A 23265-nucleotide genomic window follows, 5' to 3' on the forward strand; every position below is an offset into this window, starting at 1 on the left:
GCAAAGGCTTGCGGACAGGCCGCGAAGGCGGCCCGCCGGCGGTGAAATTCACCTTTGAATGAAGCCGAAAACATAGAGCAGCGGCAGCGCAGCCAGCACGATCTGCACAACCAGAAGTAAATAGTTGACCAGATTGCTCCCCTTATCGGACAGGATCGATATAAGCCGGGCAAAAGTCGCGATGCTGAAGGAGGCGCCGAGCGCCATATAGATCCAGTCCTGCGCAAGCAGGATCGCCGAGAGCCCGAAACCGAGATAAAAGCCGCCCATGGAGCGCCCTTCGGCGAAGCCTTCCGGCCGCCCCTCCTGCACTTGGAGCCCAAGAAGACGGAAGGCATGACCCGGCGCAAACATCATGATGAAGCCAGCCAGCGCCGTAAAAGCGGCAGAGCAGAAAGCCAGCTGCTCGCCGAGCTCAGTCGGAAAATAAAACTCCATGCATCAGCCCCAAATCAGTCGTGAATCGCTGTTTTATGGCATGAGCCGAAAAAGGAAGAAATGGCGGCGAGGCCAGAAAACGAGGCAATCCAAAAGCAGGCTGGCCGTTAAACGAAGCTCTGCGGATCAATGTCGAGCTGCACCTGTACCGATCCGCGCTCCTTGGGTGATTGCGACAGCATTGCCCGCAGAAACCCCTGCATGTCGGAGTTACGTCGTCCGTGGACCAAAAGGCGGAAACGATGGCGGCCGCGCACCAGGGCAAGCGGCGCTTCCGCCGGGCCGAGCACTGAGATGCCGGAGACCTGGGGTGCTGCGTTGCGCATGCCGCGAGCATGATTCTCGGCGTCGTGGCGGGTTTCGGCCGAAACGATGATCGAGGCGAGCCGGCCAAAGGGCGGCAAAGCCGCGCGTTCGCGCTCCGTGATCTCGCGCTCATAAAAAGCATCGGAATCCCCGGAAACGATAGCCTGCATGACAGGATGCTGCGGCTGGTAGGTCTGCAGCAATCCATGGCTTTTGAGACCGGTGCGGCCGGCGCGGCCGGTCACCTGCGACAGAAGCTGGAAGGTGCGCTCGGCCGCGCGCGGATCGCCATTGGCAAGACCGAGATCGGCGTCGACGATGCCGACCAGCGTCATCAGCGGAAAATTATGCCCCTTGGCGACGAGCTGTGTGCCGATGACGATATCGGCCTCACCCTTGGCGATTGCGTCAAGCTCCAGCCGCAGCCGCTTCACCCCGCCCATCATATCCGAGGAGAGAACGATCGTCCGCGCCTCGGGGAAATGGCGCTCCACCTCTTCGGCAATGCGCTCGACGCCGGGCCCGCAGGCGACCAGATGGTCGAGCGTCCCGCATTCCGGGCATGCCTCCGGCGTGCGCTCGGCGTGGCCACATTGATGACACTGCAGCTGCTTGCGGAAGCGATGCTCGACCAGCCAGCTCGAGCATTGCGGGCATTGGAAGCGGTGACCGCAGACCCGGCAGAGCGTCAGCGGCGCATATCCGCGCCGATTGAGAAAGAGCAGCGCCTGCTCGCGCCTCTCCACGGTCTTGCTGATCGCCCGGATCAACACCGGCGACAGGAAGCCACCCCGCTCCGGCGCGTGCCTGCGCATATCGATGAGATGCAGATCCGGCAGCGCTGCGTCGCCGAAACGGGTGGGCAGGTGGACGGTGCTGTAGCGGCCGATCTGCCCGTTGACCTGGCTTTCGACCGACGGCGTCGCAGAGACCAGGATGACGGGAAAATCGCCGATGCGGCCGCGCACGACGGCCATGTCACGGGCATTGTAGAAGACGCGATCTTCCTGCTTGTAGGCCGGATCGTGCTCCTCATCGACGATGATGAGGCCAAGATCCTCGAAAGGCAGGAAGAGCGCCGAGCGGGCGCCGGCCACGACGCGCACTTCGCCGGTCACCGCCTGGCGCCAGACCTTTTCGCGCATACGCGGGGCGAGGTCGGAATGCCATTCGGCGGGTTTTGCCCCGAAGCGATCCTGAAAACGCTCGAGGAAACTGGCCGTGAGGGCGATCTCCGGCAGCAGGATCAGAACCTGCTTGCCACGTTTCAGCGTCTCGGCGATCGCCTCGAAATAGACTTCGGTTTTGCCGGAGCCGGTCACGCCGTCAATCAGCGACACCGAAAATTCGCCCCTGCGGACGCCGGAGACGATTTCCGCGGCCGCCTCTTTCTGCGGCCCCTCGAGGCGTGCGGCGGCAAAGTCGGGATCCGGCATGGCCACAACAGGCGGCGGCGGCAGGAACATCGATTCGAAAATGCCGAGCGTGATCAGCCCATCGACGACGCTCGTCGAAACGCCGGCCGCATGCGCCAGACCGCTGCGCGTCCAGGACAGGCCATCGGAGGCGGTCTCGAGCACGCGCGCACGCGCCGGTGTCATCCGCTCGGGTTCACCGCCGACGAATTTCAACCCCTCCACCATCGGCTCCGGCTCGAAGGCGTTCGGCGCCCTGAGCGCCATGCGCGCGACGAGGCCGGGCGGGGAGAGCGTATAGCTCGCCACCCAATCGATGAAATCCCGCATCTCCTTGGAAAGCGGCGGGCAATCGAAGACATGGCTGATCGGTCGAAGCTTCTTCGGATCGACGCCGTCTTCGCCGCCATCCCAGACGACGCCGATCACCTGCCGCGGCCCGAGCGGCACCTGCACGACCGAACCGGGCTCGACCGCCATGCCCTCAGGCACCGAGTAGGAATAGGGTTTCGGCGCCGGCATCGGCACCAGCACGGGAACCGTTCGGTTCGCGGGCGGTGCTTCGAAAAGCGCGCCAAATAGATCGGACGAATCTATGCTCATCGCGCGAGACCATGCCCGCAAATCGATGGAATTGGAACCGCAAAGACAAGATGGCTCGTCGGGCGAGAATGTGGATAACGAGACTCGCCAAGATGGACCGCGCCTTGACGAAAAGGTTGCGGGGCAAGCAATTGGCCGCCTAGATTTCCGGTAGATCTGTTCGACAGCTGAATCGGAGAGGATGAATGGCCAGACTGACCGAGAATGCCAAAGGCGTCTACGTTATCGCCGTAACTCCCTTTGCCGATGACGGCGCGCTCGATCTCGAAAGCATCGACAGCATGGTCGATTTCTACGAAGGCGCCGGCGTCACCGGCCTGACGGTGCTTGGCCAGCTCGGCGAGGCCCCGAAGCTGACCGCCGAGGAATCGCGAATCGTGGTCGAGCGTGTGCTGAAGCGCCTTGACGGGCGCCTGCCGGTGGTCGTCGGCGTGTCGGCGCCCGGACTTGCCCCGATGAGCGAGCTCACCAAGGCGGTCATGGGCGAAGGAGCCGCTGGCGTCATGGTTGCGCCGCCCTGGACCATCAGGACCGACGATCAGGTCTTCGCCTTCTACCAGTCGGTTGGTGAAACCCTGGATGATACGCCTTTCGTGCTGCAGGACTATCCGCTTACCACCAATGTGACGATCGCACCCGCGGTCATCGAGCGCATCGTCAGAGCGGTGCCGAATTGCATCATGCTCAAACACGAGGATTGGCCGGGCCTGTCGAAAATCACCGCGCTTCGCGCAGCCAGCGACAAGGGCGGCATGCGGCGCATCTCCATCCTCTGCGGCAATGGCGGGCTTTTCCTGCCGGAGGAGATGGGCCGCGGCGCCGATGGCGCCATGACCGGCTTCTGTTACCCCGAGATGATGGTCGGCGTCGTCGAAGCCTATAGTGCCGGCAATCCGGATCGCGGCCACGAAATCTTCGATGCCTATCTACCGCTCGCCCGCTATGAACAGCAGCAGGGCATTGGTCTTGCCTGCCGCAAATACGTGCTTGCCAAGCGCGGCATCATCAAGTCCGCCACTCTGCGCAAGCCGGGACCTAGGCTTTCAGCGCTGGACATTGCCGATGTCGAGCGGCTTTTGGCCCGCCAGGCCGTCCGCCTCAAGCAGATCGGAGCATGATGGTGTGCCATCTCGCCTCGACCGCGCAGAACGAGAACATGGGTATAGCCATCCTGGACAAGGAGACGAAACTCAAGCGACTCCCAAAATTTCGCCGCACCGTCGTTTCCCGCATGGACGGTGATGCAGCGGCAGAAGCGTCGCGCGTGATCCAGAAGCGCCAGAGCAAGCATCCGGCCGACGCCGCGACCGCGCATCGCGGGGCGGACGTAGAAACGCCGCATCCGCAGCGCTCCCGGCAGGGCGGGCTCGATGGTCACGCCTCCGACACCAACGAGTGCTTCGTCCGCAAAGGCGCCGAGCAGCCTTTCGCCGTCACGCGCGAAGCGGATGTCGCCAGCTGCCCACTCATCGATAAGCCGGCCAATATGGAGATGGCCTTCCTGCCGGGCTTCGTGCGCAAGTCCCGCCATCGCCTCCGGCAACCCATCATGGAAGATGCGAATATCGATCGTCACGGTTCTAGACGGCCAGAACCGGCATCTCGCGCGGCATCGCCGCAGCCGGCCCGCCGACAGGCACGAATGTCGCGTCCCCATCGCGGGCCATGTCGTGGACCGTATGTTTCTCCAGCGCCTTCGTCACCTCGTTGACATCGCCGTCGAGATGTTCGGCGGGAATGAGATTGCCGATCACGAAGTCGAAACGGTCGCCGCGTTTGTTCAACAATTCATGGAAAACCGTCATGTCGCGAAGCTCCGTCGACCACTTCGCCAGCCAATAAAAAAGGCCGGAATTGCGCGCCGTCATGTGGACGGGGAGGATCGGCAGATTGTATTTGCGCGCCAGCCCCACCGCCGAGGTTTTCCATGGGCGTTCGTTGAGCCGGCCGTTGGCCCAATAGGCGATGCGGCCCGATGGAAAGAGCACCGTCGCCTTGCCTTCCCGCACAGCGTGGTTCGTCAATTGTAGCGTCTCGCGCGCCTTGAGCTTGCTCTTGTGCTCCTCCCGCCATTCGACGGGGATGACCATCTCGGCAAAACGCGGATTGACGCGGATCGCATCGCGATTGGCAAAGAACATCATATCGGGCCGGCGCCTTTTCAGGAGGTCGAATACGGCGACGCCGTCGGCAATGCCTGTGGGGTGATTGCTGACGAGGATGAAGCCGCCGCTACCAGGAATGCGTTCGCCGTTTGCGACGCCGATGTCGAGCTTCAGCACGTCGCTCAGATATTCGAACGACTGGAACCCTGGCATCTTGGCAACCGCATTGGCGAATTCGATCGCCTTGTTGTAGCGCAGAAGCGTGTAGAGGAACGGCCGCATGACCGGCCACAGCGGATGTTTCACAATCCTCTGGCCGCGTTCGGCAATCAGCGTGTCGACGATGTGACCAGGCTTTCCCTGTGAAACGAGAGCGATCGCTTCCGCGAGTTGTCCGAAAGCCGTCATGGAATCGCGCCGTGCCATGAAAGATCCTGTCTATGGGCTGTAAGCTATCGCAGTACAATATGATCGAAGGATGACAATTGGCCGGCATTAGCAATTCCATAACCGTTCCTGCTCCAAATTGGCGGACTTGAAGGCAAATTCAAGGCCCAGCGACGTGAATGAACTGCTTGTAATCGCCGACCCACGCCTGATGGCGGAACGCGCTGCATGGCTCGAAAACCTCGCTCGCGAACGCCGTCTTTCCGAGCATACGCTCGATGCCTACGAGCGCGACACCCGCCAGTTTCTGACCTTCCTGACCGGTCATCTCGCCGGCCCGGCGACGCTCGGCGATATCAGGGAATTGCGCCCCGCCGATTTGCGCGCCTTCCTGGCCGCCCGCCGCAGGCAAGGCTCCGGCGCCCGCTCGCTCGGCCGCAATCTCGCCGGCCTTCGTTCGCTGTTGCGACACCTGGAAAAGAAAGGCCTGGTCAATGCCGCCGGCGCCGGCGCGATCCGTTCGCCGAAACAGCCGAAGTCGCTGCCCAAACCGCTGTCGGACACGCAGGCGATTACCATCGTCAGCGATGAAGCCCAATTGCATGACGAACCCTGGATCGCCGCGCGCGATGCGGCTGTCATGACCCTGCTCTATGGCTGCGGCCTGCGCATCTCCGAGGCACTGAATCTCGTTCCCGCCGACCTGCCGAAGGGCGCGACAACGCTGCGCATCACCGGCAAAGGCAACAAGACACGGCTGGTGCCACTTTTGCCCGTGGTTTTCGACGCGGTCGAGAAATATCGCGCGCTCTGCCCATATGATCTCGAAAGCGGTGAGCCGCTGTTTCGCGGCGCCCGCGGCGGCAAGCTGCAGGCGGCGATCATCCAGCGCGCAATGCAGAAGCTGCGCGGCGCCTTGGGCCTGCCGGAGACGGCAACGCCGCATGCGCTCCGCCACTCCTTCGCCACCCATCTGCTTGCCGGTGGCGGCGATCTGCGCACCATTCAAGAACTGCTCGGCCACGCCAGCCTTTCCACAACGCAGGTCTATACCGGTGTTGATGCCTCGCGCCTGCTGGAGGTGTATGATCGAGCGCATCCGCGCGCTTGATGGATGTCGTCCAAAATGTGCAGCGCTTGTGACGACGGCATCCCATATTATCGACAAGCTCAGAGCCCATGAACCTGGCCTGAAGCGACGCGCTAAGTTTTCGTTAACGCATTCTCTTAAAGGAATATGCGCAAGCCGGGCGTAGAGCAGAAGCGATAGGGCATGTGAGCGGAACACCATGATGACGACTTCAATCAGCCGCCGGGCTTTTTTCCTTGCAGCACCCGGCAATCTGCTGCTCTGGCTGATTGCGGCCTTCCACATGCTGCTTGTTGCCGCTCTGTTTGTCGCCCTCCTGGCCGCAAGGCCGGCCGCGGCCGGAGAGGCTGCCTGCACTGGCCGCAATCTGATGGTCGACTTGCAGCAGAGCGACCCGGCCCGATACGCCGAAGCGGTCAAGGAAGCCGAGGCAACGCCGAACGGCAAGGGCATCTTCTGGAAGATCGAGAAGCCTGGACTTGCCCCCTCATGGCTGCTCGGCAGCATGCATGTGACCGATCCCCGTGTGCTTGCCCTGCCGCCGCGCGCCCAGGCCGCCCACGACGCAGCCAATACGATCATCATCGAATCAGACGAGATCCTCGATGAGCGCAAGGCGACCGCCGCCTTGCTCGCACGGCCGGAACTGACAATGTTCACCGACGGCACGACGATCGACAAGCTGCTCTCTGCCGAGGACTATAAGCGCCTGGAAGCCGGCCTCAAGCAGCGCGGCATCCCGCTCAGCGCCGTCTCCCGCATGCGGCCATGGATGATCTCCAGCGCCGTCGCCCTTCCGGCCTGCGAACTCGCTCGCAAGGCCAGAGGCGTGCAGTTTCTCGACCAGAAAATCGCCACCGATGCCGTTGCCGAAGGCAAGGAGGTCAAGGGGCTGGAAACCCTTGCCGAGCAGATCCAGGCCATGGCCGATCTGCCGGTCGAATTCCATATGAAGTCGCTGATCGAGACGCTGGAACTCGGAGCCAAGATGAATGACGTCGTCGAAACGATGACCGATCTCTACCTCTCCGGCGATATCGGCATGACCATGCCGATGCTGAAGACCGTGACGGCGTCGAATGAAGAACAGGCCGGCGACTACGCCGCCTTCGAGCAGCGCGTCATCCTCGATCGCAACAAGGTGATGGCGGAGCGCGCCGCGCCGATTCTCGACGGCGGCAACGTTTTCATGGCCGTCGGCGCCCTGCATCTGCCCGGCCAGGGCGGCGTCATCGAATTGCTGCGCAAGCAGGGCTTCACCGTCACCGCGGTGAACTGAACTCAGTTTTGGTCAGCCGAGCGTCATGCGGCGGAGAACATTGCTTTTCCAATAGAACTGATGGACGAGCGCGCCTGCGACGTGGGCAGCGATCAGCCCCCAAAGAATGATCTTCAAGACATCCGCGTGAACGAAGCCGGCGGAATTGAAGCCGAAATAGTAGGCGGCAATGCCGGAAAGCGGCAGCGCGAAAAGCAGGACATAAAGCCCGGCATGGGCGAGCGTTGCCCCGAGACGAAAGATCGCCGGCTCGTGCGAAACCTCGGGCGGCACACCCTGCATAAAACGCAGACAGAGCCTGAAGACAGCAAGCAGCAGAATGGCGATGCCGACATAGGCATGGATATTCGCCGAGGCAATCTGCTCGGGCGTCGGCACCTCGCCCCTGCGAACGAGCCGGTTCCAGATACTCATCCCGTCGGGAAACAGCAGATTGAAGAAGACCAGCAGCGCCACCGCCCAGTGGAGGAAACGTTGGCTGAGACTGTAACTCAGGATGGACGGGTGCTGCATTCCTGATCTCCCCCGATGGTCGAACTCTGCGATATGAGACAACTAAAACAGCCGCTTGCCTCTCGGCAAGCGGCTGCGCGCTTCATTACCAAGATGTAAGATTACATATGGATCGGCTTGAAGAAGGTCGCGAGCGCAGCTTCCTTGACCGCTTCCGACATCGTCGGATGCGCGTGGCAGCTGCGGCCGAGATCTTCCGACGAGCCGCCGAATTCCATCAGGACGGCGATCTCGTGGATCATCTCGCCGGCGCCGAAGCCGACGATATGGCCGCCGAGCACCCGGTCGGTGTCCTTGTCGGCGAGGATCTTAACGAAGCCGTCGGTCGCCAGCATCGCGCGGGCGCGGCCGTTTGCCGTGAACGGAAACTTCCCGACCTTGTAGGCGATCCCCGCCGCCTTCAGCTCTTCTTCGGTCTTGCCGACCGAGGCGATCTCCGGCTGCGTGTAGACGACGCTCGGAATGACATCGTAGTTCACATGACCATGCTGCCCGGCCAGGATTTCGGCGAGTGCCACACCCTCGTCTTCCGCCTTGTGTGCGAGCATCGGCCCCTTGACCACATCGCCGATCGCATAAATGCCGGCGACATTGGTCCTGAAGTGACCATTGATCTCGACGCGGCCGCGATTGTCGAGCGCAACACCTGCCTCTTCGAGGCCGAGACCTGCCGTATAAGGCTTGCGGCCCGTGGCGATCAGCACGACCTCCGCGTCAAGCGTAACGGCGTCGCCGCCCTTGACCGGCTCGAAGGTGACCTTGGCGCCCTTCTCAGCCTTTTCGACGCCGGTGACCTTGGCGCCGAGATGGAAATCGATGCCCTGCTTGGCGAGCATGCGCTGGAACTGCTTGGAGACCTCGGCGTCCATGCCGCCGAGGATGGTGTCGAGATATTCGACGACGGTGACCTTGGCGCCGAGACGCGACCAGACTGAGCCGAGTTCGAGGCCGATGACGCCGCCGCCGACGACGATCAGCGTTTCCGGCACCTTGTCCAGCGCGATGCCGCCGGTGGACGAGATGATGGTCTTTTCATCGATCTCGACCTGCACGCCGGGAATGCCGGCGACATCCGAACCGGTGGCGATGACGATGTTCTTGCCTTCGATCTCCTGCACCTGGCCGTCCGCGGCGGTGACGGCAACCTTGCCGGCCGAGACGATCTTGCCGGTGCCCTGGAAAGCATCGATCTTGTTCTTCTTGAAGAGGAAGGCGACGCCGTCGACATTCGACTTCACCGTCGCATCCTTGTGCGCCATCATATTGCCGAGGTTGAGCGTCGGCGCCGGCACGTCGATGCCAAGCGCGCTTAATCCGTGGCCGGCCTGATGGAACATTTCGGAAGCATGCAGCAGCGCCTTCGACGGAATGCAGCCGACGTTCAGGCAGGTGCCGCCATAGGTCGCGCGCTTTTCGACAACGGCGACCTTGAGGCCGAGTTGGGCTGCCTTGACGGCGCAGACATAGCCGCCCGGACCTGTTCCGATAATGATCACATCGTAAGACATTGCTTCTTTCCCTTTGGATTTTTCAATTAATCGGCGGCGCGCGACAGCGCGAGGCGGAAGCCGAAGCCGACGAGTGCCGCTCCGGTGATGCGGTTGAACCATTTGCCGCTGGCGATGAAGCGGTCACGGATTGTCTTGACCGTGAAGAAATAGGAGACGCCGGCAAACCAGGCGACCAGCGCCGTCGCCATGCCGATACCGTAGGAGAACTGGATCAGCGCCGGCGTGTCGTGATGGACGAGCGTCGAAAACAAGGACAGGAAGAACAGCACCGGCTTCGGGTTCAGCGCGTTGGTGACGAAACCCATGCCGAGGCATGTCAGCATCGAGGCCGACTTGCGGTCTTCGGCCGTGACTTCAATCTCCTGCACCTTGAATCCCGGTTCGCGGAACGACTTGATGCCGAGATAGACGAGATAGGCGACACCCGCCCATTTGATCATTGCAAACAGCATCAGCGACTTGGAGACGATCAGGCCGAGACCAAGAATCGTGTAGCTGACATGAAAGAGCAGCGAAAGGCCCATGCCGAGGCCGGTCATGATGGCGGCGCGGCGCCCATGCACGATGCTCTGGCGCAGGATGACAGCGAAATCGGCGCCCGGCACGATAATGAAGATCGAGAAGACGGCCATCAGGCCAAGGAATTCGAAGATGTAAGTCATAGTGATTTCGCCCTGCCCTCTAACGGCCGCCGCTCACATTGAGGATCGATCCGGTGACATAGGACGCCGACGGTGAAAGCAGATAGAGGATTGCATCCGCCACCTCCTCCGGCATGCCGGCCCGCTGCATCGGGACCGATGGCGCCATTTCGCGCGCCCGGTCCGGCAGCCCACCGGATGCATGGAGATCGGTTTCGATGATGCCGGGCCTGACGGCATTGACGCGAATCCCTTCCGCGGCGACCTCGCGCGCCAGTCCGATGGTGAAGGTGTCGATCGCCGCTTTCGATGCCGCATAATCGACATACTGCGTCGCCGAACCGAGGATTGCCGCCATCGAGGAGACGTTGACGATGGCCCCGCCCTGCCCACTATATAGGCGCGACATGCGGCGCACGGCCTCGGCAGCGCAGAGTATCGAGCCGGTCACATTGACGCGCAGCATGCGCTCGATCCGCTCGACCGACATCTCGTCGACCCGCTGCGGGTAGTCGACGATGCCGGCATTGTTGACCAGTCCGTCGAGCCGTCCGAATTGACGATCAACCGCCGAAAACATCGCGGCGATATCGGCAGCATTGCCGACATCTCCCGGGATCGCCACAGCTTCGCCACCGCTTTCGGTGATCGCCGCAACGACAGCATCCGCCGCTTCGCGGTTGGCGGCATAATTCACCCCGACACGCCAGCCCTGGCGCGCAGCGAGCCGGCAGACGGCCGCGCCGATGCCCCGGCTTCCGCCGGTCACGAGAACAACAGGTGTATCGCTCATGTCGCACACTCCTTGAATGTCAGCACGTCCCAAGGCGCCACCGAAGCCTTGCCCTCGCCCCAGGCGCTGGATTCGCGAATGGCGGGACCAAGACCGGGGAGCACCAGCTTTTCGGCGGCCGCAGCGCCCTCCGGCTGCAGATTGTCGATCTCGCCCTTGGCATCCACGCCGTAGACGGCGCCTTGCCAAACCGTGCATGCATTGAGATCGGCGCCGGTCACATCGCCTTCAGGACAGTTGAACATCAGGATGCCGATGGCGCGCACCGGATCCTCCGACGGCATGACATAGCCTTCCATGACGACGGATGTCTTGAGGGCGCTCACCTTAAACTGATTGCTGGCGGCAGCCGAAGGAGAATTCAGCGGCACAAAGCGCAGTTCATAGGCGCCTTCACGGTCGGTGTAGACGGCCTGCTCCTGTTTGCAATCAATAGCGAACGCGGCAACCGGAATGGCAAAAAACGCGGCGTCTGCAATCGTAGCCACGCCTTTCCGTCCTGCCATGATCCCGATCGTCCCGCTCATTGCACCTTCGGCTCTCGCCGTCCGTCGGCATTCTCGATCACACCAAAATCCGTCAAGAGCGCCAGCGGGCGACCATCCTTGTCGAGGCCCCAGAAGACGGGATAGAAACCATCGCCCCAACCGCTCCAGAACACGGCGACATTGCCCTTCTTGCCGGCCATCGGCCGGTGCAGTGCATAATGGCCCTTGTTGGCATCGAGATCCGCGGCCAGCACGTCGTCGTAATAATTAATGTCGGCGTCCGGCTTTTGCGCCTGCACCTGCGCTTGACGCTCGTCGATCCGATCAAGCGTCTGCGCATCCATATAGCAGCCGAGACCGGCGTCGACGGAGTAGCCGAAGATCTCGCCGTCCTTCAGCGTCGCTACATCTTGCCCGGGCAGAACCGCAAGCTCCCAGTGATCCGGCTTGCCCTCGGCAAACCGCATGCTGGCGGCGGCGATGCGCCCGAATGCCCGGTACAGCGTCACAGGATATTCGCCCGGCGCAACCGTCCTTGCGAGTGCCGGCCGATCGGGCTGGGCGAGCGGATCGGCGGCGACGATGCGCCCCGAGGTCAGCTCGACATTGCCCATATGGATCACGTTGATCGACCGTCCGGAGAGTTCGGCGTCACCGAGCGTCACCAGCTGGAAATTACTGCTTGCCTTGCTGACGTCCCAACCAGCCGCCGATGCGGAAACCGGGACATGCGCGGCGGCAGCGCAAAGAACAAGGCGCGCCGCTCGCATGATCCGGTTCCGCATCGAAAAGCTCCTTAGAGATCGAGAACCAGGCGTTCCGGATCTTCGAGGCTCTCCTTGACGCGCACGAGGAAGGTGACCGCTTCCTTGCCGTCGACGATGCGGTGATCGTAGGAAAGCGCCAGATACATCATCGGACGGATGACCACCTGGCCGCCGATTGCAACCGGCCGTTCCTGGATCTTGTGCATGCCGAGAATGCCCGACTGCGGTGCGTTGAGGATCGGCGAGGACATAAGGGAGCCGTAAACGCCGCCATTGGTGATGGTGAAGGTGCCGCCCTGCATGTCGGCCATGGAGAGCGAGCCGTCACGAGCTGCCTTGGCAAGACGGCCGAGGTCCTTCTCGATTTCGGCGATCGACATCTGGTCGGCGTCGCGGATGACAGGAACGACGAGACCCTTGTCGGTGCCGACGGCCATGCCGACATGGCAGTAATTCTTATAGATGACGTCGGTGCCGTCGATCTCGGCATTGACCGCCGGCAGCTCCTTCAGCGCATGCGTCACCGCCTTGGTGAAGAAACCCATGAAGCCGAGCTTGACGCCATGTTTTTTCTCGAAAATGTCCTTGTACTTGTTGCGCAGGTCCATGACCGCCTTCATGTCCACCTCGTTATAGGTGGTCAGCATGGCGGCGGTGTTCTGCGCGTCCTTGAGGCGCTTGGCGATCGTCTGGCGCAGGCGCGTCATCTTCACCCGCTCTTCGCGCGAGGCATCCTCGACCGTCGACGGACCACGTGCAGCCGCAGGCGCTGCAGCCGGTGCCGCGGCGGGAGCGGAAATGCCCTTGGCGACGGCAGCGATGACATCGCCCTTCAGCACCTGGCCGCGTTTGCCGCTGCCGTCGACCTGATCGGCGGAAAGATTGCTTTCGGCCAGCATCTTCGCAGCCGCCGGTGCCGGCGGCATGGTGGAGACGGAAGCGCTCGAAGACGATGCAGCAGCAGCCGGCTGGGCCGCGGCAGCGGGGACCGCTTGGGAGGGAGCGGCGGCCGGTGCAGCAGCAGCCGGCGCAGCGGCGGCAGCACCGGCACCTTCGGCGATCTGGCCGAGCAGTGCACCGGGACCGACAGTCTCGCCGGCGGCCGCGACGATTTCCGACAGCGTACCGGAGACGGGCGCGGGAACTTCGATGGTCACCTTGTCGGTTTCAAGCTCCAGAATTGGCTCGTCGGCCTTGATGGCGTCGCCGACCTTCTTGAACCAGGTGCCGACGGTTGCCTCGCTGACGGATTCACCGAGAGTTGGAACGCGGATTTCTGTGGCCATTGTTCAAATCCTGATTTCGTGTGTTTTCGTTTATGCGTTTCAGACGGCGGGCGGCCGCAAAATGATCGAGGGCATCGGCAGGATATCGAAACGGAACCCAAAACCGGAAGCGATGATCGGGTCGCCGTCGGCAAGAGCTTGCGCCGCCGGCTGATCCTCCACCTCAACGACTGCCATGCCGAAGGCGCCTGCGCCCTCGAATACGGGACCGACGACAATTGCCGATCCCGCAAGGGCCTGCCGATGCCAATATTCGACATGGCGTTTCATCGCCGCCATTTCTTCCACCGTCCCGTCGTGCGGAAAAGTGGGGCGCGGCGGCAGCAGTCTCAAAAAGAAATAAGCCATTGCGCCCCCTTGATTTAGCCGCCCAACGCATCCTCGAGGAATGCGGCGAGCTGCGACAGATGCTTGGACATCAGGCCCGTCGCCGGCGAGGCGGCGGCCGGACGGCCGGTATAGCGGACGCGCTGGTACTTCGCATCGATATGGGCGAGCACCCACTCGAGGAACGGGTCGATGAACGACCATGCACCCATGTTCTTCGGCTCTTCCTGACACCAGACCATCTCGGCATTGCGGAAGCGCGACAGCTCGTTGATCAGCGCCTTTGCCGGGAACGGATAGAGCTGCTCAACGCGCAGGAGATAGATGTCATCGATGCCGCGCTTTTCACGCTCTTCGAGAAGGTCGTAATAGACCTTGCCGGAGCACATGACGACGCGGCGGATCTTGTTATCCTTCTGCAGCTTGATCGGACCGTCCTTGATCACCTCCGCATCGTCCCACAGAAGGCGATGGAAAGCCGATTCACCGGCTAGTTCGGCAAGCGTCGAAACCGCGCGCTTGTGACGCAGCAGCGACTTCGGCGTCATCAGGATCAGCGGCTTGCGGAAGTCGCGCTTCAGCTGCCGGCGCAGGATATGGAAGTAGTTCGCCGGCGTCGTGACATTGGCCACCTGCATGTTGTCTTCCGCGCAGAGCTGCAGGAAGCGCTCCAGGCGAGCCGAGGAGTGCTCCGGACCCTGGCCCTCATAGCCGTGCGGCAGCAGGCAGACGAGGCCGGACATGCGCAGCCACTTGCGCTCACCCGACGAGATGAACTGGTCGAAGACCACCTGCGCACCGTTGGCGAAATCGCCGAACTGCGCTTCCCAGAGGGTGAGCGCATTCGGGCGGGCCAGCGAGTAGCCATATTCGAAGCCGAGCACGGCCTCTTCCGAAAGCATCGAGTTGATGACTTCGTAACGGGCCTGCGTCGGCGAAAGATTGGCGAGCGGAATGTAGCGTTCCTCGGTCTCCTGATCGTAGAGAACCGAGTGGCGCTGCGAGAAGGTGCCGCGTTCGCAATCCTGACCGGACAGGCGGATCTTGTGGCCTTCGAGGCAGAGCGCGCCGAAAGCGAGCGCTTCGGCCATCGCCCAGTCGAGGCCCTCCCCCGTGGCAATCATGTTGGCCCGGTTTTCCATGAAACGCTGGATCGTGCGGTGCGCATTGAAGCCCGCCGGGATTTCCGCAAGCTTGCGGCCGATCTCCTTCAGCGTCTTCATCGGCACCGCAGTCTTGCCGCGGCGCTGTTCGTCGGCATTGTCGGCCGTGCGCAGGCCCGACCACTCGCCGTCCAGCCAGTCGGCCTTGTTCGGCTTGTAGTGCTGGCCGGCGTCGAACTCCTGCTCGAGATGCGCGCGCCAGTCGGCCTTCATCTTCTCGACTTCGCCTTCGGTGAGCAGGCCCTCGGCGACGAGGCGCGCCGCATAGAGCTGCAGCACGGTCTTGTGGCCGCGAATGACCTTGTACATCTTCGGCTGCGTGAAGGACGGCTCGTCGCCTTCATTATGGCCGTAGCGGCGATAGCAGAACATGTCGAGCACCACAGGCTTGTGGAACTTCATGCGGAATTCGGTCGCGATCTTGGCTGCGTAGACGACCGCTTCCGGATCGTCACCGTTGACGTGCAGGATCGGTGCTTCAATCATCTTGGCGACGTCAGACGGATAGGGCGACGAGCGCGAAAAGGCCGGGTTCGTGGTGAAACCAATCTGGTTGTTGATGATGACGTGCATGGTGCCGGCGACGCGGTGGCCGCGCAGACCGGACAGACCGAGGATTTCGGCAATGACGCCCTGGCCCGCGAAGGCCGCGTCGCCGTGGATCAGCAGCGGCAGCACCTTGGCGCGTTCAGACAGCGGAATGATGTCGCCTTCCCAGACGGTGGCGCTCATGTCCTGCTTGGCGCGGGCCTTGCCCATGACCACGGGATCGACGATTTCGAGATGCGACGGGTTCGCCGTCAGCGACACGTGCACCTTGTTGCCGTCGAATTCGCGGTCGGAGGAAGCGCCGAGATGGTACTTGACGTCGCCCGAGCCTTCGACTTCGTCGGGTGCGTAGGATCCGCCCTTGAACTCGTGGAAGATGGCGCGGTGCGGCTTGCCCATGACCTGGGAGAGCACGTTCAGGCGGCCGCGATGGGCCATGCCGAAGACCGCTTCCTTGAGGCCGAGATGGCCGCCGCGCTTCAGGATCTGCTCCAGAGCCGGGATCAGTGATTCGCCGCCGTCGAGGCCGAAGCGCTTGGTGCCCTTGAACTTGACGTCGAGGAACTGTTCGTAGCCTTCGGCCTCGACGAGTTTGGAAAGGATGGCCTTCTTGCCCTCAGGCGTGAAGGCCACGCCCTTGTCGGGGCCTTCGATGCGTTCCTGGATCCATGCTTTCTCTTCCGGGTTGGAGATATGCATGAATTCGACGCCGAGCGTTGAGCAGTAGGTGCGCTCGAGGATGTCGATCATCTCGCGGATGGTCGCGTATTCCAGGCCGAGAACGTTGTCGATGAAGATCTTGCGGTCGTAATCGGCTGATGTGAAGCCGTAATTTTCCGGCGACAGCTCGCGATAATCGTCGACGGCGGCGGCGATTCCGAGCGGATCGAGCTTTGCATGCAGGTGGCCGCGCATGCGGTAGGCGCGGATCATCATGATGGCGCGCACGGAATCGCGCGTCGCCTGCAGCACGTCGGTGCTGTCGGCAGGCTTGCCCTCGGCTGCGGCCTTGGCCTTCACCTTCGTTTCGATCGCCTTTTCGACGATGCCCCAATTGCCGTCGAGCGCCGACACCAGATCGCCGCCGGCAGCCAGAGGCCAGTTCTTCCTACGCCAGGAAGCTCCCTTGGCCGCCTTTTTCACATCGGCAGGATCGTCTTCCAGCGCCTTGAAGAAGGCGCGCCATTGATCATCAACCGACGCCGGATCCTCTTCGTAGCGCGCATAGAGCTGCTCGATATAGGCGGCGTTGGCGCCATCCAGAAACGAGGTGATCTGAAACTGCTCGTTGGCTTCTTGCCGTGCCATGGTGATATGCGGACGCTTCGGTCCGCCTCCTGACTTGATGATTTTGCCGGATCGATCGCCGGCTGCCGCATTCCGATCGCCGCCTGTCCACGGCGCATCTGCTGCTCTCGTATGCGAGCCGGGCGGAAGGCGCAGATGCCGTTCCTCCGCCCGGTCTACAGGTGGCTTCAGCCCCTCAGGACTTCAACCAGCGTCTTGCCGAGACGGGCCGGAGACGGAGACACCTTGATGCCAGCCGATTCCATCGCCGCGATCTTCGATTCCGCGTCGCCCTTGCCGCCGGATACCACGGCACCGGCATGGCCCATGGTACGGCCCTTCGGCGCCGTGCGGCCGGCGATGAAGCCGGCCATCGGCTTCTTGCGGCCCTTCTTGGCTTCGTCCTTCAGGAACTGAGCCGCGTCTTCTTCAGCAGAGCCGCCGATTTCGCCGATCATGATGATCGACTGGGTGGCTTCGTCGGCGAGGAACATCTCGAGCACGTCGATGAACTCGGTGCCCTTGACCGGGTCGCCGCCGATGCCGACGGCCGTCGTCTGGCCGAGGCCTTCGTTCGAGGTCTGGAAGACGGCTTCATAGGTCAGCGTGCCCGAGCGGGAGACGATGCCGACTGAACCCTTGCGGAAGATCGAGCCCGGCATGATGCCGATCTTGCATTCTTCCGGCGTCAGGATGCCCGGGCAGTTGGGCCCAAGCAGGCGTGACTTGGAGCGGTCGAGGCGAGCCTTGACACGCACCATGTCCATGACTGGAATGCCCTCGGTGATGCAGGTGATGAACGGAATCTCGGCGTCGATCGCCTCGATGATTGCGTCGGCAGCACCGGCCGGCGGAACGTAGATGACGGTCGCATCGGCGCCGGTCTTTTCCTTGCCCTCGGCAACGGTTGCAAAGATCGGCAGGCTTTCGCCCTTCGAGCCGGTCCAGGTTTCGCCACCCTTCTTCGGGTGAATACCACCGACCATCTGGGTGCCGTAATAAGCAAGCGCCTGTTCGGTGTGGAAGGTGCCGGTCTTGCCGGTCAGACCCTGAACAAGGACCTTGGTGTCTTTATTGACGAGAATAGACATTCTTTCCGATCCCTCAAATTAGCCGTTGATCGCCGCGACGATCTTCTTGGCCGCATCGTCCAAGTCGTCAGCCGCCGTGATCGCGAGACCCGACTCGTTCAGGATCTTCTTGCCGAGCTCGACATTGGTGCCTTCAAGGCGCACGACGAGCGGAACCTTGAGACCGACTTCCTTGACCGCGGCAATGACGCCTTCAGCGATGACGTCGCACTTCATGATGCCGCCGAAGATGTTGACGAGAATGCCCTCGACCTTCGGGTCTGCGGTGATGATCTTGAATGCCGCAGCGACCTTCTCCTTGCCGGCGCCGCCACCGACGTCGCAGAAGTTGGCCGGCTCCTTGCCGTACAGCTTGATGATGTCCATCGTCGCCATGGCGAGGCCCGCGCCGTTGACCATGCAGCCGATATTGCCGTCGAGCGCAACATAGGCGAGGTCCCACTTGGAGGCCTCGATTTCCTTGGCGTCTTCTTCGGTCTCGTCGCGCAGCGCCCGGACGTCATCGTGACGGAAGAGCGCATTGCCGTCGAACGACATCTTGGCGTCGAGGACGCGCAGGTGGCCATTCTTCATGACGATCAGCGGATTGATTTCGAGAAGCGACATGTCCTTCTCGTTGAAGGCCCTGTAGAGCAGCGGGAAGAGCGACTTGGCGTCTTCTGCGGCAGCACCTTCGAGCTTGAGAGCGGCAGAGATCTTGGCGACGTCGGCAGCCGTCACGCCGGTCTCAGGATCGATGGCGATCGTCTGGATCTTCTCGGGCGTGTCGTGAGCGACGGCCTCGATGTCCATGCCGCCCTCGGTGGAGACGACGAAGGCGACCTTGCCGACTGAGCGGTCGACCAGCAGCGAGCAATAGAGCTCGCGGTCGATGTCGGCGCCGTCCTCGATGTAGAGGCGGTTGACCTGCTTGCCGGCTTCGCCGGTCTGCGCGGTCACCAGCGTGTTGCCGAGCATTTCCTTGGCGTTGGCAACGACATCCTCGATCGACTTGGCGAGACGTACGCCGCCCTTGGCTTCGGGCGACAGTTCCTTGAACTTGCCTTTGCCGCGGCCGCCCGCATGGATCTGGCTCTTGACCACGTAGAGCGGGCCGGGAAGCGACTTGGCGGCGGCCTCGGCCTCTTCGGCCTTGAGAATAGCCACACCTTCGGCGACCGGCGCGCCATAGCCCTTGAGCAGAGCCTTGGCCTGATATTCATGAATGTTCATGGGTCTATCCCTGTTTGGATTGCTTCAGCGCCGATTACTTGAGGGCAGGCGCGATGTTGATGCAGGCCTCGCAGAGACCGGCAACGGCAGCCACCGACTTGTCGAAGGCCTCCTTCTCGGTCTTGTTAAGGTCGATCTCGATGACGCGCTCGACGCCGCCGGCGCCGATAACCGTGGGAACGCCGACATACATGTCCTTGACGCCGTACTGACCGGTGAGATGGGCCGCGCAGGGCAGGACGCGCTTTTTGTCCTTGAGGTAGGATTCGGCCATCTCGATGGCCGAGGCGGCCGGCGCGTAGTAGGCCGAACCGGTCTTCAGCAGGCCTACGATTTCGGCGCCGCCGTCACGGGTGCGCTGGATGATCTCTTCCAGGCGCTCCTTGGTGACCCACCCCATGGTGACGAGATCGGTGAGCGGAATGCCACCGACCGTCGAATAGCGGGCGAGCGGCACCATCGTGTCTCCGTGGCCGCCGAGAACGAAGGCCGTCACGTCCTGGACGGAGACGTTGAATTCCTTGGCGAGGAAGAGGCGGAAACGCGAAGAGTCGAGAACGCCGGCCATGCCGACGACCTTGTTGGCCGGAAGCCCGGAAAACTTCTGCAGTGCCCAGACCATGGCGTCGAGCGGGTTGGTGATGCAGATCACGAAGGCGTTCGGCGCATACTTCTTGATGCCGGCACCCACCTGTTCCATGACCTTGAGGTTGATGCCGAGAAGGTCGTCGCGGCTCATGCCGGGCTTGCGCGGAACGCCGGCGGTGACGATGCAGACATCGGCACCTTCGATTGCCGAATAATCGCTTGCGCCTGTCAGGTTGGCATCGAAGCCTTCGACCGGGGAGGACTGTGCGATATCGAGGCCCTTGCCCTGGGGAATGCCGTCGGCAATGTCGAAGAGGACGATGTCGCCCAACTCCTTCAAGCCGGCGAGATGCGCCAGCGTGCCACCAATCATGCCAGAACCAATGAGTGCGATCTTATTACGCGCCATTTCGCTGTTTCCTTTGCGATCAAATTCGTCGAACGACGCTGAGGCACCGCTCAATGACGCAATCGCATAGACCCAAAGCCTAAAAATGGCAATCGATTAATTTTGATGTAGCATTTTCAATCGTTTAGATGCAAAAACTCTTACGTAAACGTAAGACATTTTGTCACCGTATAGCTACTCGGCGGCGCGTTTATCATGGTGCAGCGCAAGATATTCCGCGCTCCGCATTTCGAACAGGCGCGATGCCGTACGGTCGAATTCGAAGCCTTCCGTGCCCCTGCGATGAACGAGCAGCTCCTCCGGCATCGCCGCCGCAGATATATAAAGCCGCACGGCCTGATCGTAGAGCGTATCGACCAGAATGATGAAACGCTTGATCTGGTTCCGTTTCTCCGGCCCGAGCAAGGGAACGTGATCGAGAAAGATCGTATCGAAGCGTTCGGCGATGGCGAGGAAATCGGCCGCTCCATGCGGCTTCTCGCACAGATCGGCGAAGGAGAACCGGGCCATGCGGTCGGCGGCAAGCGGCACGTGGATGGATCGCCCCTTCATCGGGATGTCGAGCGGCTGCGCCTTGCGCCCATGCAGCGCCTGCGTCCAGGATGCCTCCATCGCCATATCGTTATGTTCGTTGATCGGAACGAGATAGACGGGCTGGCTGTTCAGCTTCTCCATCCGGTAATCGGTCGGCGAATCCAGTGTGACGATATCGACATGCTGTTTCAGCAGAGCGACGAAGGGCAGAAACAGGCCGCGATTGAGACCGTCCCTGTAGAGACTGTCGGGCTCTACATTCGACGTTGCGACTAGCACGCATCCTCGCGCAAAGAGCTCGGAAAACAGCCGTGACAGGATCATCGCATCGGCGATGTCGGTGACGGTGAACTCATCGAAGCAGAGCAGTTCCGCTTCCTCGTAAAGCGCTGCGGCAACCGGCGGCATCGGATCGGCTTGCTTCGTCTCGCCGTTCTTGAGCTTCAGCCGGTGCGCGGCGATGCGATTGTGAACGTCGGCCATGAATTCGTGAAAATGCGCCCGCCGCTTTTTCCTGCACGGCGCCATCGAGAAGAACATGTCCATCAGCATGGTCTTGCCGCGCCCGACGCTGCCATGAATATAGAGCCCCTTGATGCCGCCGGCGGCCTTCTTCTTTGAGGCAAACAGCCAACCGAGCGCGCTCGATTTCGCCGCCGGTCGTTGCTGCTTCAAACCAGCGAGCACCCGATCCAGGCTTTTGGCCACTTCCATCTGGGCTGAATCAACTTGCAAGGCACCGGAAAGCGTCAGCGTTTTAAGCTGTTCGCAGACGCTGAGCGCATAATCTGGCATTGGCTGCATGAGGGCATGTCCGCCTGTCAGTCATCGGCGGGGCGCCGCCGGATCGGTTACAGCACCGGTTCCCTTACCGACTGAGGCTGATCGGCTGACCTGTATTCGTCTGGCCCTGGAAGCGATTGTCGGCCGTCTTGTAGACGCTGCCGATCGCGTTGCCCGAGCGGTCCTTGAGCAGAACCTGCTTGCCAGCGACCTCCCAGGAACCCATCGCCGTCAGCTCGCCGACGCAGCCGCGCGTACCGCCGCGCGAACCGCTGCCGAGATTGGTGAGCGTCAGGAACATGTCGCAGCTGCCGTTGACGCGCCAGCTTCCGACCATCGATTCCTTCGTGACGTCGAGCGCATTCGCGGCAACAGCCGGCTGCGCACCCGGCATCGAGGAAGCCGACGCCGGCGCGGCCGGGAACTGCGAGCTGCCGCTCGGGGGCGGAAGCTGCCCGCCTTGCACGGAAGGAACTGGCTGCGCCGTCAGTGGCGCCGGCGCGGCACTGGGAGAGTTGGAGCTGTAATCATATGCCGTACGCTGACAACCGGCTAGCGCGAGAGTCACTACCAAACCTGTCATCGCATATCGCAACTGCATCATCATACTCCTGAATTCGGCTGTCGCCGCAGAGAAAAGGGCGTGAGACAAGTTCGATTACCGTAATTCGCTTTGGTTAATCAAGTCGGACTGCATAAATTGCCCGTGACAACACCCAATCGAAAAACGATACAGTTCAACTGTCCCGCTGCAAAACTTCCTGCACATAGAATTTGTCAGCAAGGTGTTGTGCGGTTCATCTCGGCAAGGATCCCTGCCGAACTCCCGCAATGTCCTGAAAAGATCGTACCGCAGCCGCGACGGCTTCGGATCGAAGCCGTCCATCGCATGATCGGCATGCGCGCCGGTCAAACCCGGCGCTCGACCATCATCTTCTTGATCTCGGCGATCGCCTTGGCCGGATTGAGGCCCTTTGGGCAGGTCTGCGCGCAGTTCATGATCGTATGGCAGCGGTAGAGGCGGAACGGGTCCTCGAGATTGTCGAGACGTTCGCCGGTCGCCTCGTCTCTGGAATCGATCAGCCAACGATAGGCCTGCAGCAGAACGGCCGGACCAAGATAACGGTCGCCGTTCCACCAGTAGCTCGGACAGGAGGTCGAGCAACAGGCGCAAAGGATACATTCATAAAGACCGTCGAGCTTCTGCCGGTCCTCATGGCTCTGCTTCCATTCCTTGGCCGGCGTCGGCGACACCGTCTTCAGCCAAGGCTCGATCGAGCGATGCTGGGCGTAGAAATTACTGAGATCGGGCACCAGGTCCTTTACGACGGGCAGATGCGGCAGCGGATAGATCTTCACCGCGCCGGTGATATCGTCGAGGCCCTTGGTGCAGGCAAGCGTGTTGGTGCCGTCGATGTTCATCGCGCAGGAGCCGCAGATGCCTTCACGACAGGAACGGCGCAGCGTCAGCGTCGGGTCGATCTTGTTCTTGATGTAGAGCAGGCCGTCGAGCACCATCGGGCCGCAATCGTCGACATCGATGTAGAAGGTGTCGATCGACGGATTCTGGCCGTCATCGGGGCTCCAGCGGTAGACGCGGAATTCGCGCGTGTTGGTCGCACCGGCCGGCTTCGGCCAGACCTTGCCTTCGCGCATCTGCGAGTTTTTGGGGAGAGCGAGTTCAACCATGCCAGGTTCCT

General features: G+C 61.9%; 21 protein-coding genes and 1 pseudogene. 3 read left to right on the forward strand and 19 right to left on the reverse strand.

Features of this window, described 5'->3' with window-relative positions; all coding sequences use genetic code 11:
• Positions 1-48: 48 nt before the first annotated feature.
• Positions 49-438, reverse strand: a complete 390-nt coding sequence (locus RHE_RS19820) for an AGROH133_08824 family phage infection protein (protein ID WP_011427069.1) — start codon at positions 436-438, stop codon at positions 49-51.
• A gap of 107 nt (positions 439-545) precedes the next feature.
• A complete protein-coding gene (locus RHE_RS19825) occupies positions 546-2762 on the reverse strand; it encodes a primosomal protein N' (protein WP_011427070.1) in 2217 nt (738 codons plus the stop codon).
• A 185-nt stretch (positions 2763-2947) separates the two neighbouring features.
• On the opposite strand from RHE_RS19825, the gene RHE_RS19830 reads away from it, so the two are divergent.
• Entirely contained in the window at positions 2948-3880 is a 933-nt protein-coding gene (locus RHE_RS19830) for a dihydrodipicolinate synthase family protein (protein WP_011427071.1), read from the forward strand.
• A 20-nt stretch (positions 3881-3900) separates the two neighbouring features.
• On the opposite strand, the pseudogene RHE_RS31875 reads toward RHE_RS19830, so the two are convergent.
• A pseudogene (locus tag RHE_RS31875) lies at positions 3901-4338 on the reverse strand (GNAT family N-acetyltransferase); the annotation flags it as partial.
• A 4-nt stretch (positions 4339-4342) separates the two neighbouring features.
• Entirely contained in the window at positions 4343-5293 is a 951-nt protein-coding gene (locus tag RHE_RS19835; protein WP_042119068.1) for a GNAT family N-acetyltransferase, read from the reverse strand.
• Positions 5294-5429: 136 nt separating this feature from the next.
• Here RHE_RS19835 and RHE_RS19840 point away from each other — a divergent pair, with 136 nt between their 5' ends.
• Both RHE_RS19840 and RHE_RS19845 read left to right on the forward strand, forming a co-directional pair.
• Positions 5430-6365, forward strand: a complete 936-nt coding sequence (locus RHE_RS19840) for a tyrosine recombinase XerC (RefSeq protein ID WP_011427074.1) — start codon at positions 5430-5432, stop codon at positions 6363-6365.
• 181 nt (positions 6366-6546) lie between these two features.
• Positions 6547-7623, forward strand: a complete 1077-nt coding sequence (locus RHE_RS19845; protein ID WP_041678775.1) for a TraB/GumN family protein — start codon at positions 6547-6549, stop codon at positions 7621-7623.
• A gap of 12 nt (positions 7624-7635) precedes the next feature.
• Here the strand turns inward: RHE_RS19845 and RHE_RS19850 are convergent, their stop codons facing one another.
• From RHE_RS19850 to RHE_RS19920, 15 genes are all read right to left on the reverse strand, one after another.
• A complete protein-coding gene (locus RHE_RS19850; protein WP_011427076.1) occupies positions 7636-8136 on the reverse strand; it encodes a cytochrome b in 501 nt (166 codons plus the stop codon).
• Positions 8137-8237: 101 nt separating this feature from the next.
• A complete protein-coding gene (gene lpdA, locus RHE_RS19855; RefSeq protein WP_011427077.1) occupies positions 8238-9644 on the reverse strand; it encodes a dihydrolipoyl dehydrogenase in 1407 nt (468 codons plus the stop codon).
• Positions 9645-9670: 26 nt separating this feature from the next.
• Positions 9671-10309: a LysE family transporter gene (locus RHE_RS19860; RefSeq protein ID WP_011427078.1), complete on the reverse strand. Its 639-nt coding sequence runs from the start codon at positions 10307-10309 to the stop codon at positions 9671-9673.
• 19 nt (positions 10310-10328) lie between these two features.
• Positions 10329-11081 carry an SDR family oxidoreductase gene (locus RHE_RS19865; RefSeq protein WP_011427079.1) on the reverse strand — a complete coding sequence of 251 codons (753 nt, stop codon included), beginning with the start codon at positions 11079-11081 and terminating at the stop codon, positions 10329-10331.
• Positions 11078-11608, reverse strand: a complete 531-nt coding sequence (locus tag RHE_RS19870; protein WP_042119070.1) for a hypothetical protein — start codon at positions 11606-11608, stop codon at positions 11078-11080. Before RHE_RS19870 ends, RHE_RS19865 begins: the two co-directional genes overlap by 4 nt.
• On the reverse strand, positions 11605-12354 hold the full coding sequence (locus tag RHE_RS19875) for a DUF4241 domain-containing protein (protein ID WP_011427081.1): 750 nt from the start codon (positions 12352-12354) through the stop codon (positions 11605-11607). Before RHE_RS19875 ends, RHE_RS19870 begins: the two co-directional genes overlap by 4 nt.
• A gap of 11 nt (positions 12355-12365) precedes the next feature.
• Positions 12366-13622 carry a 2-oxoglutarate dehydrogenase complex dihydrolipoyllysine-residue succinyltransferase gene (gene odhB, locus RHE_RS19880; protein WP_011427082.1) on the reverse strand — a complete coding sequence of 419 codons (1257 nt, stop codon included), beginning with the start codon at positions 13620-13622 and terminating at the stop codon, positions 12366-12368.
• A 39-nt stretch (positions 13623-13661) separates the two neighbouring features.
• Positions 13662-13970: a YciI family protein gene (locus RHE_RS19885; protein ID WP_042119071.1), complete on the reverse strand. Its 309-nt coding sequence runs from the start codon at positions 13968-13970 to the stop codon at positions 13662-13664.
• A gap of 14 nt (positions 13971-13984) precedes the next feature.
• On the reverse strand, positions 13985-16969 hold the full coding sequence (locus RHE_RS19890) for a 2-oxoglutarate dehydrogenase E1 component (protein WP_011427083.1): 2985 nt from the start codon (positions 16967-16969) through the stop codon (positions 13985-13987).
• A 167-nt stretch (positions 16970-17136) separates the two neighbouring features.
• On the reverse strand, positions 17137-18039 hold the full coding sequence (gene sucD, locus RHE_RS19895) for a succinate--CoA ligase subunit alpha (RefSeq protein WP_011427084.1): 903 nt from the start codon (positions 18037-18039) through the stop codon (positions 17137-17139).
• Between the two features lie 18 nt (positions 18040-18057).
• Positions 18058-19251 carry an ADP-forming succinate--CoA ligase subunit beta gene (gene sucC / locus RHE_RS19900; RefSeq protein WP_011427085.1) on the reverse strand — a complete coding sequence of 398 codons (1194 nt, stop codon included), beginning with the start codon at positions 19249-19251 and terminating at the stop codon, positions 18058-18060.
• A gap of 34 nt (positions 19252-19285) precedes the next feature.
• Positions 19286-20248 carry a malate dehydrogenase gene (gene mdh, locus RHE_RS19905; protein ID WP_004679265.1) on the reverse strand — a complete coding sequence of 321 codons (963 nt, stop codon included), beginning with the start codon at positions 20246-20248 and terminating at the stop codon, positions 19286-19288.
• A gap of 174 nt (positions 20249-20422) precedes the next feature.
• Positions 20423-21586, reverse strand: coding sequence for a cell division protein ZapE (zapE, locus tag RHE_RS19910; RefSeq protein WP_011427086.1), 1164 nt, complete (start codon positions 21584-21586; stop codon positions 20423-20425).
• A gap of 64 nt (positions 21587-21650) precedes the next feature.
• Entirely contained in the window at positions 21651-22166 is a 516-nt protein-coding gene (locus tag RHE_RS19915) for a protease inhibitor Inh/omp19 family protein (RefSeq protein WP_011427087.1), read from the reverse strand.
• A 308-nt stretch (positions 22167-22474) separates the two neighbouring features.
• Positions 22475-23254 (reverse strand): succinate dehydrogenase iron-sulfur subunit, encoded by a 780-nt coding sequence (locus RHE_RS19920; RefSeq protein WP_011427088.1) that lies wholly within the window; start codon positions 23252-23254, stop codon positions 22475-22477.
• Positions 23255-23265: the final 11 nt, after the last annotated feature.

The sequence above is a fragment of the Rhizobium etli CFN 42 genome (genome assembly GCF_000092045.1).
Taxonomy (GTDB): Bacteria; Pseudomonadota; Alphaproteobacteria; order Rhizobiales; family Rhizobiaceae; genus Rhizobium; species Rhizobium etli.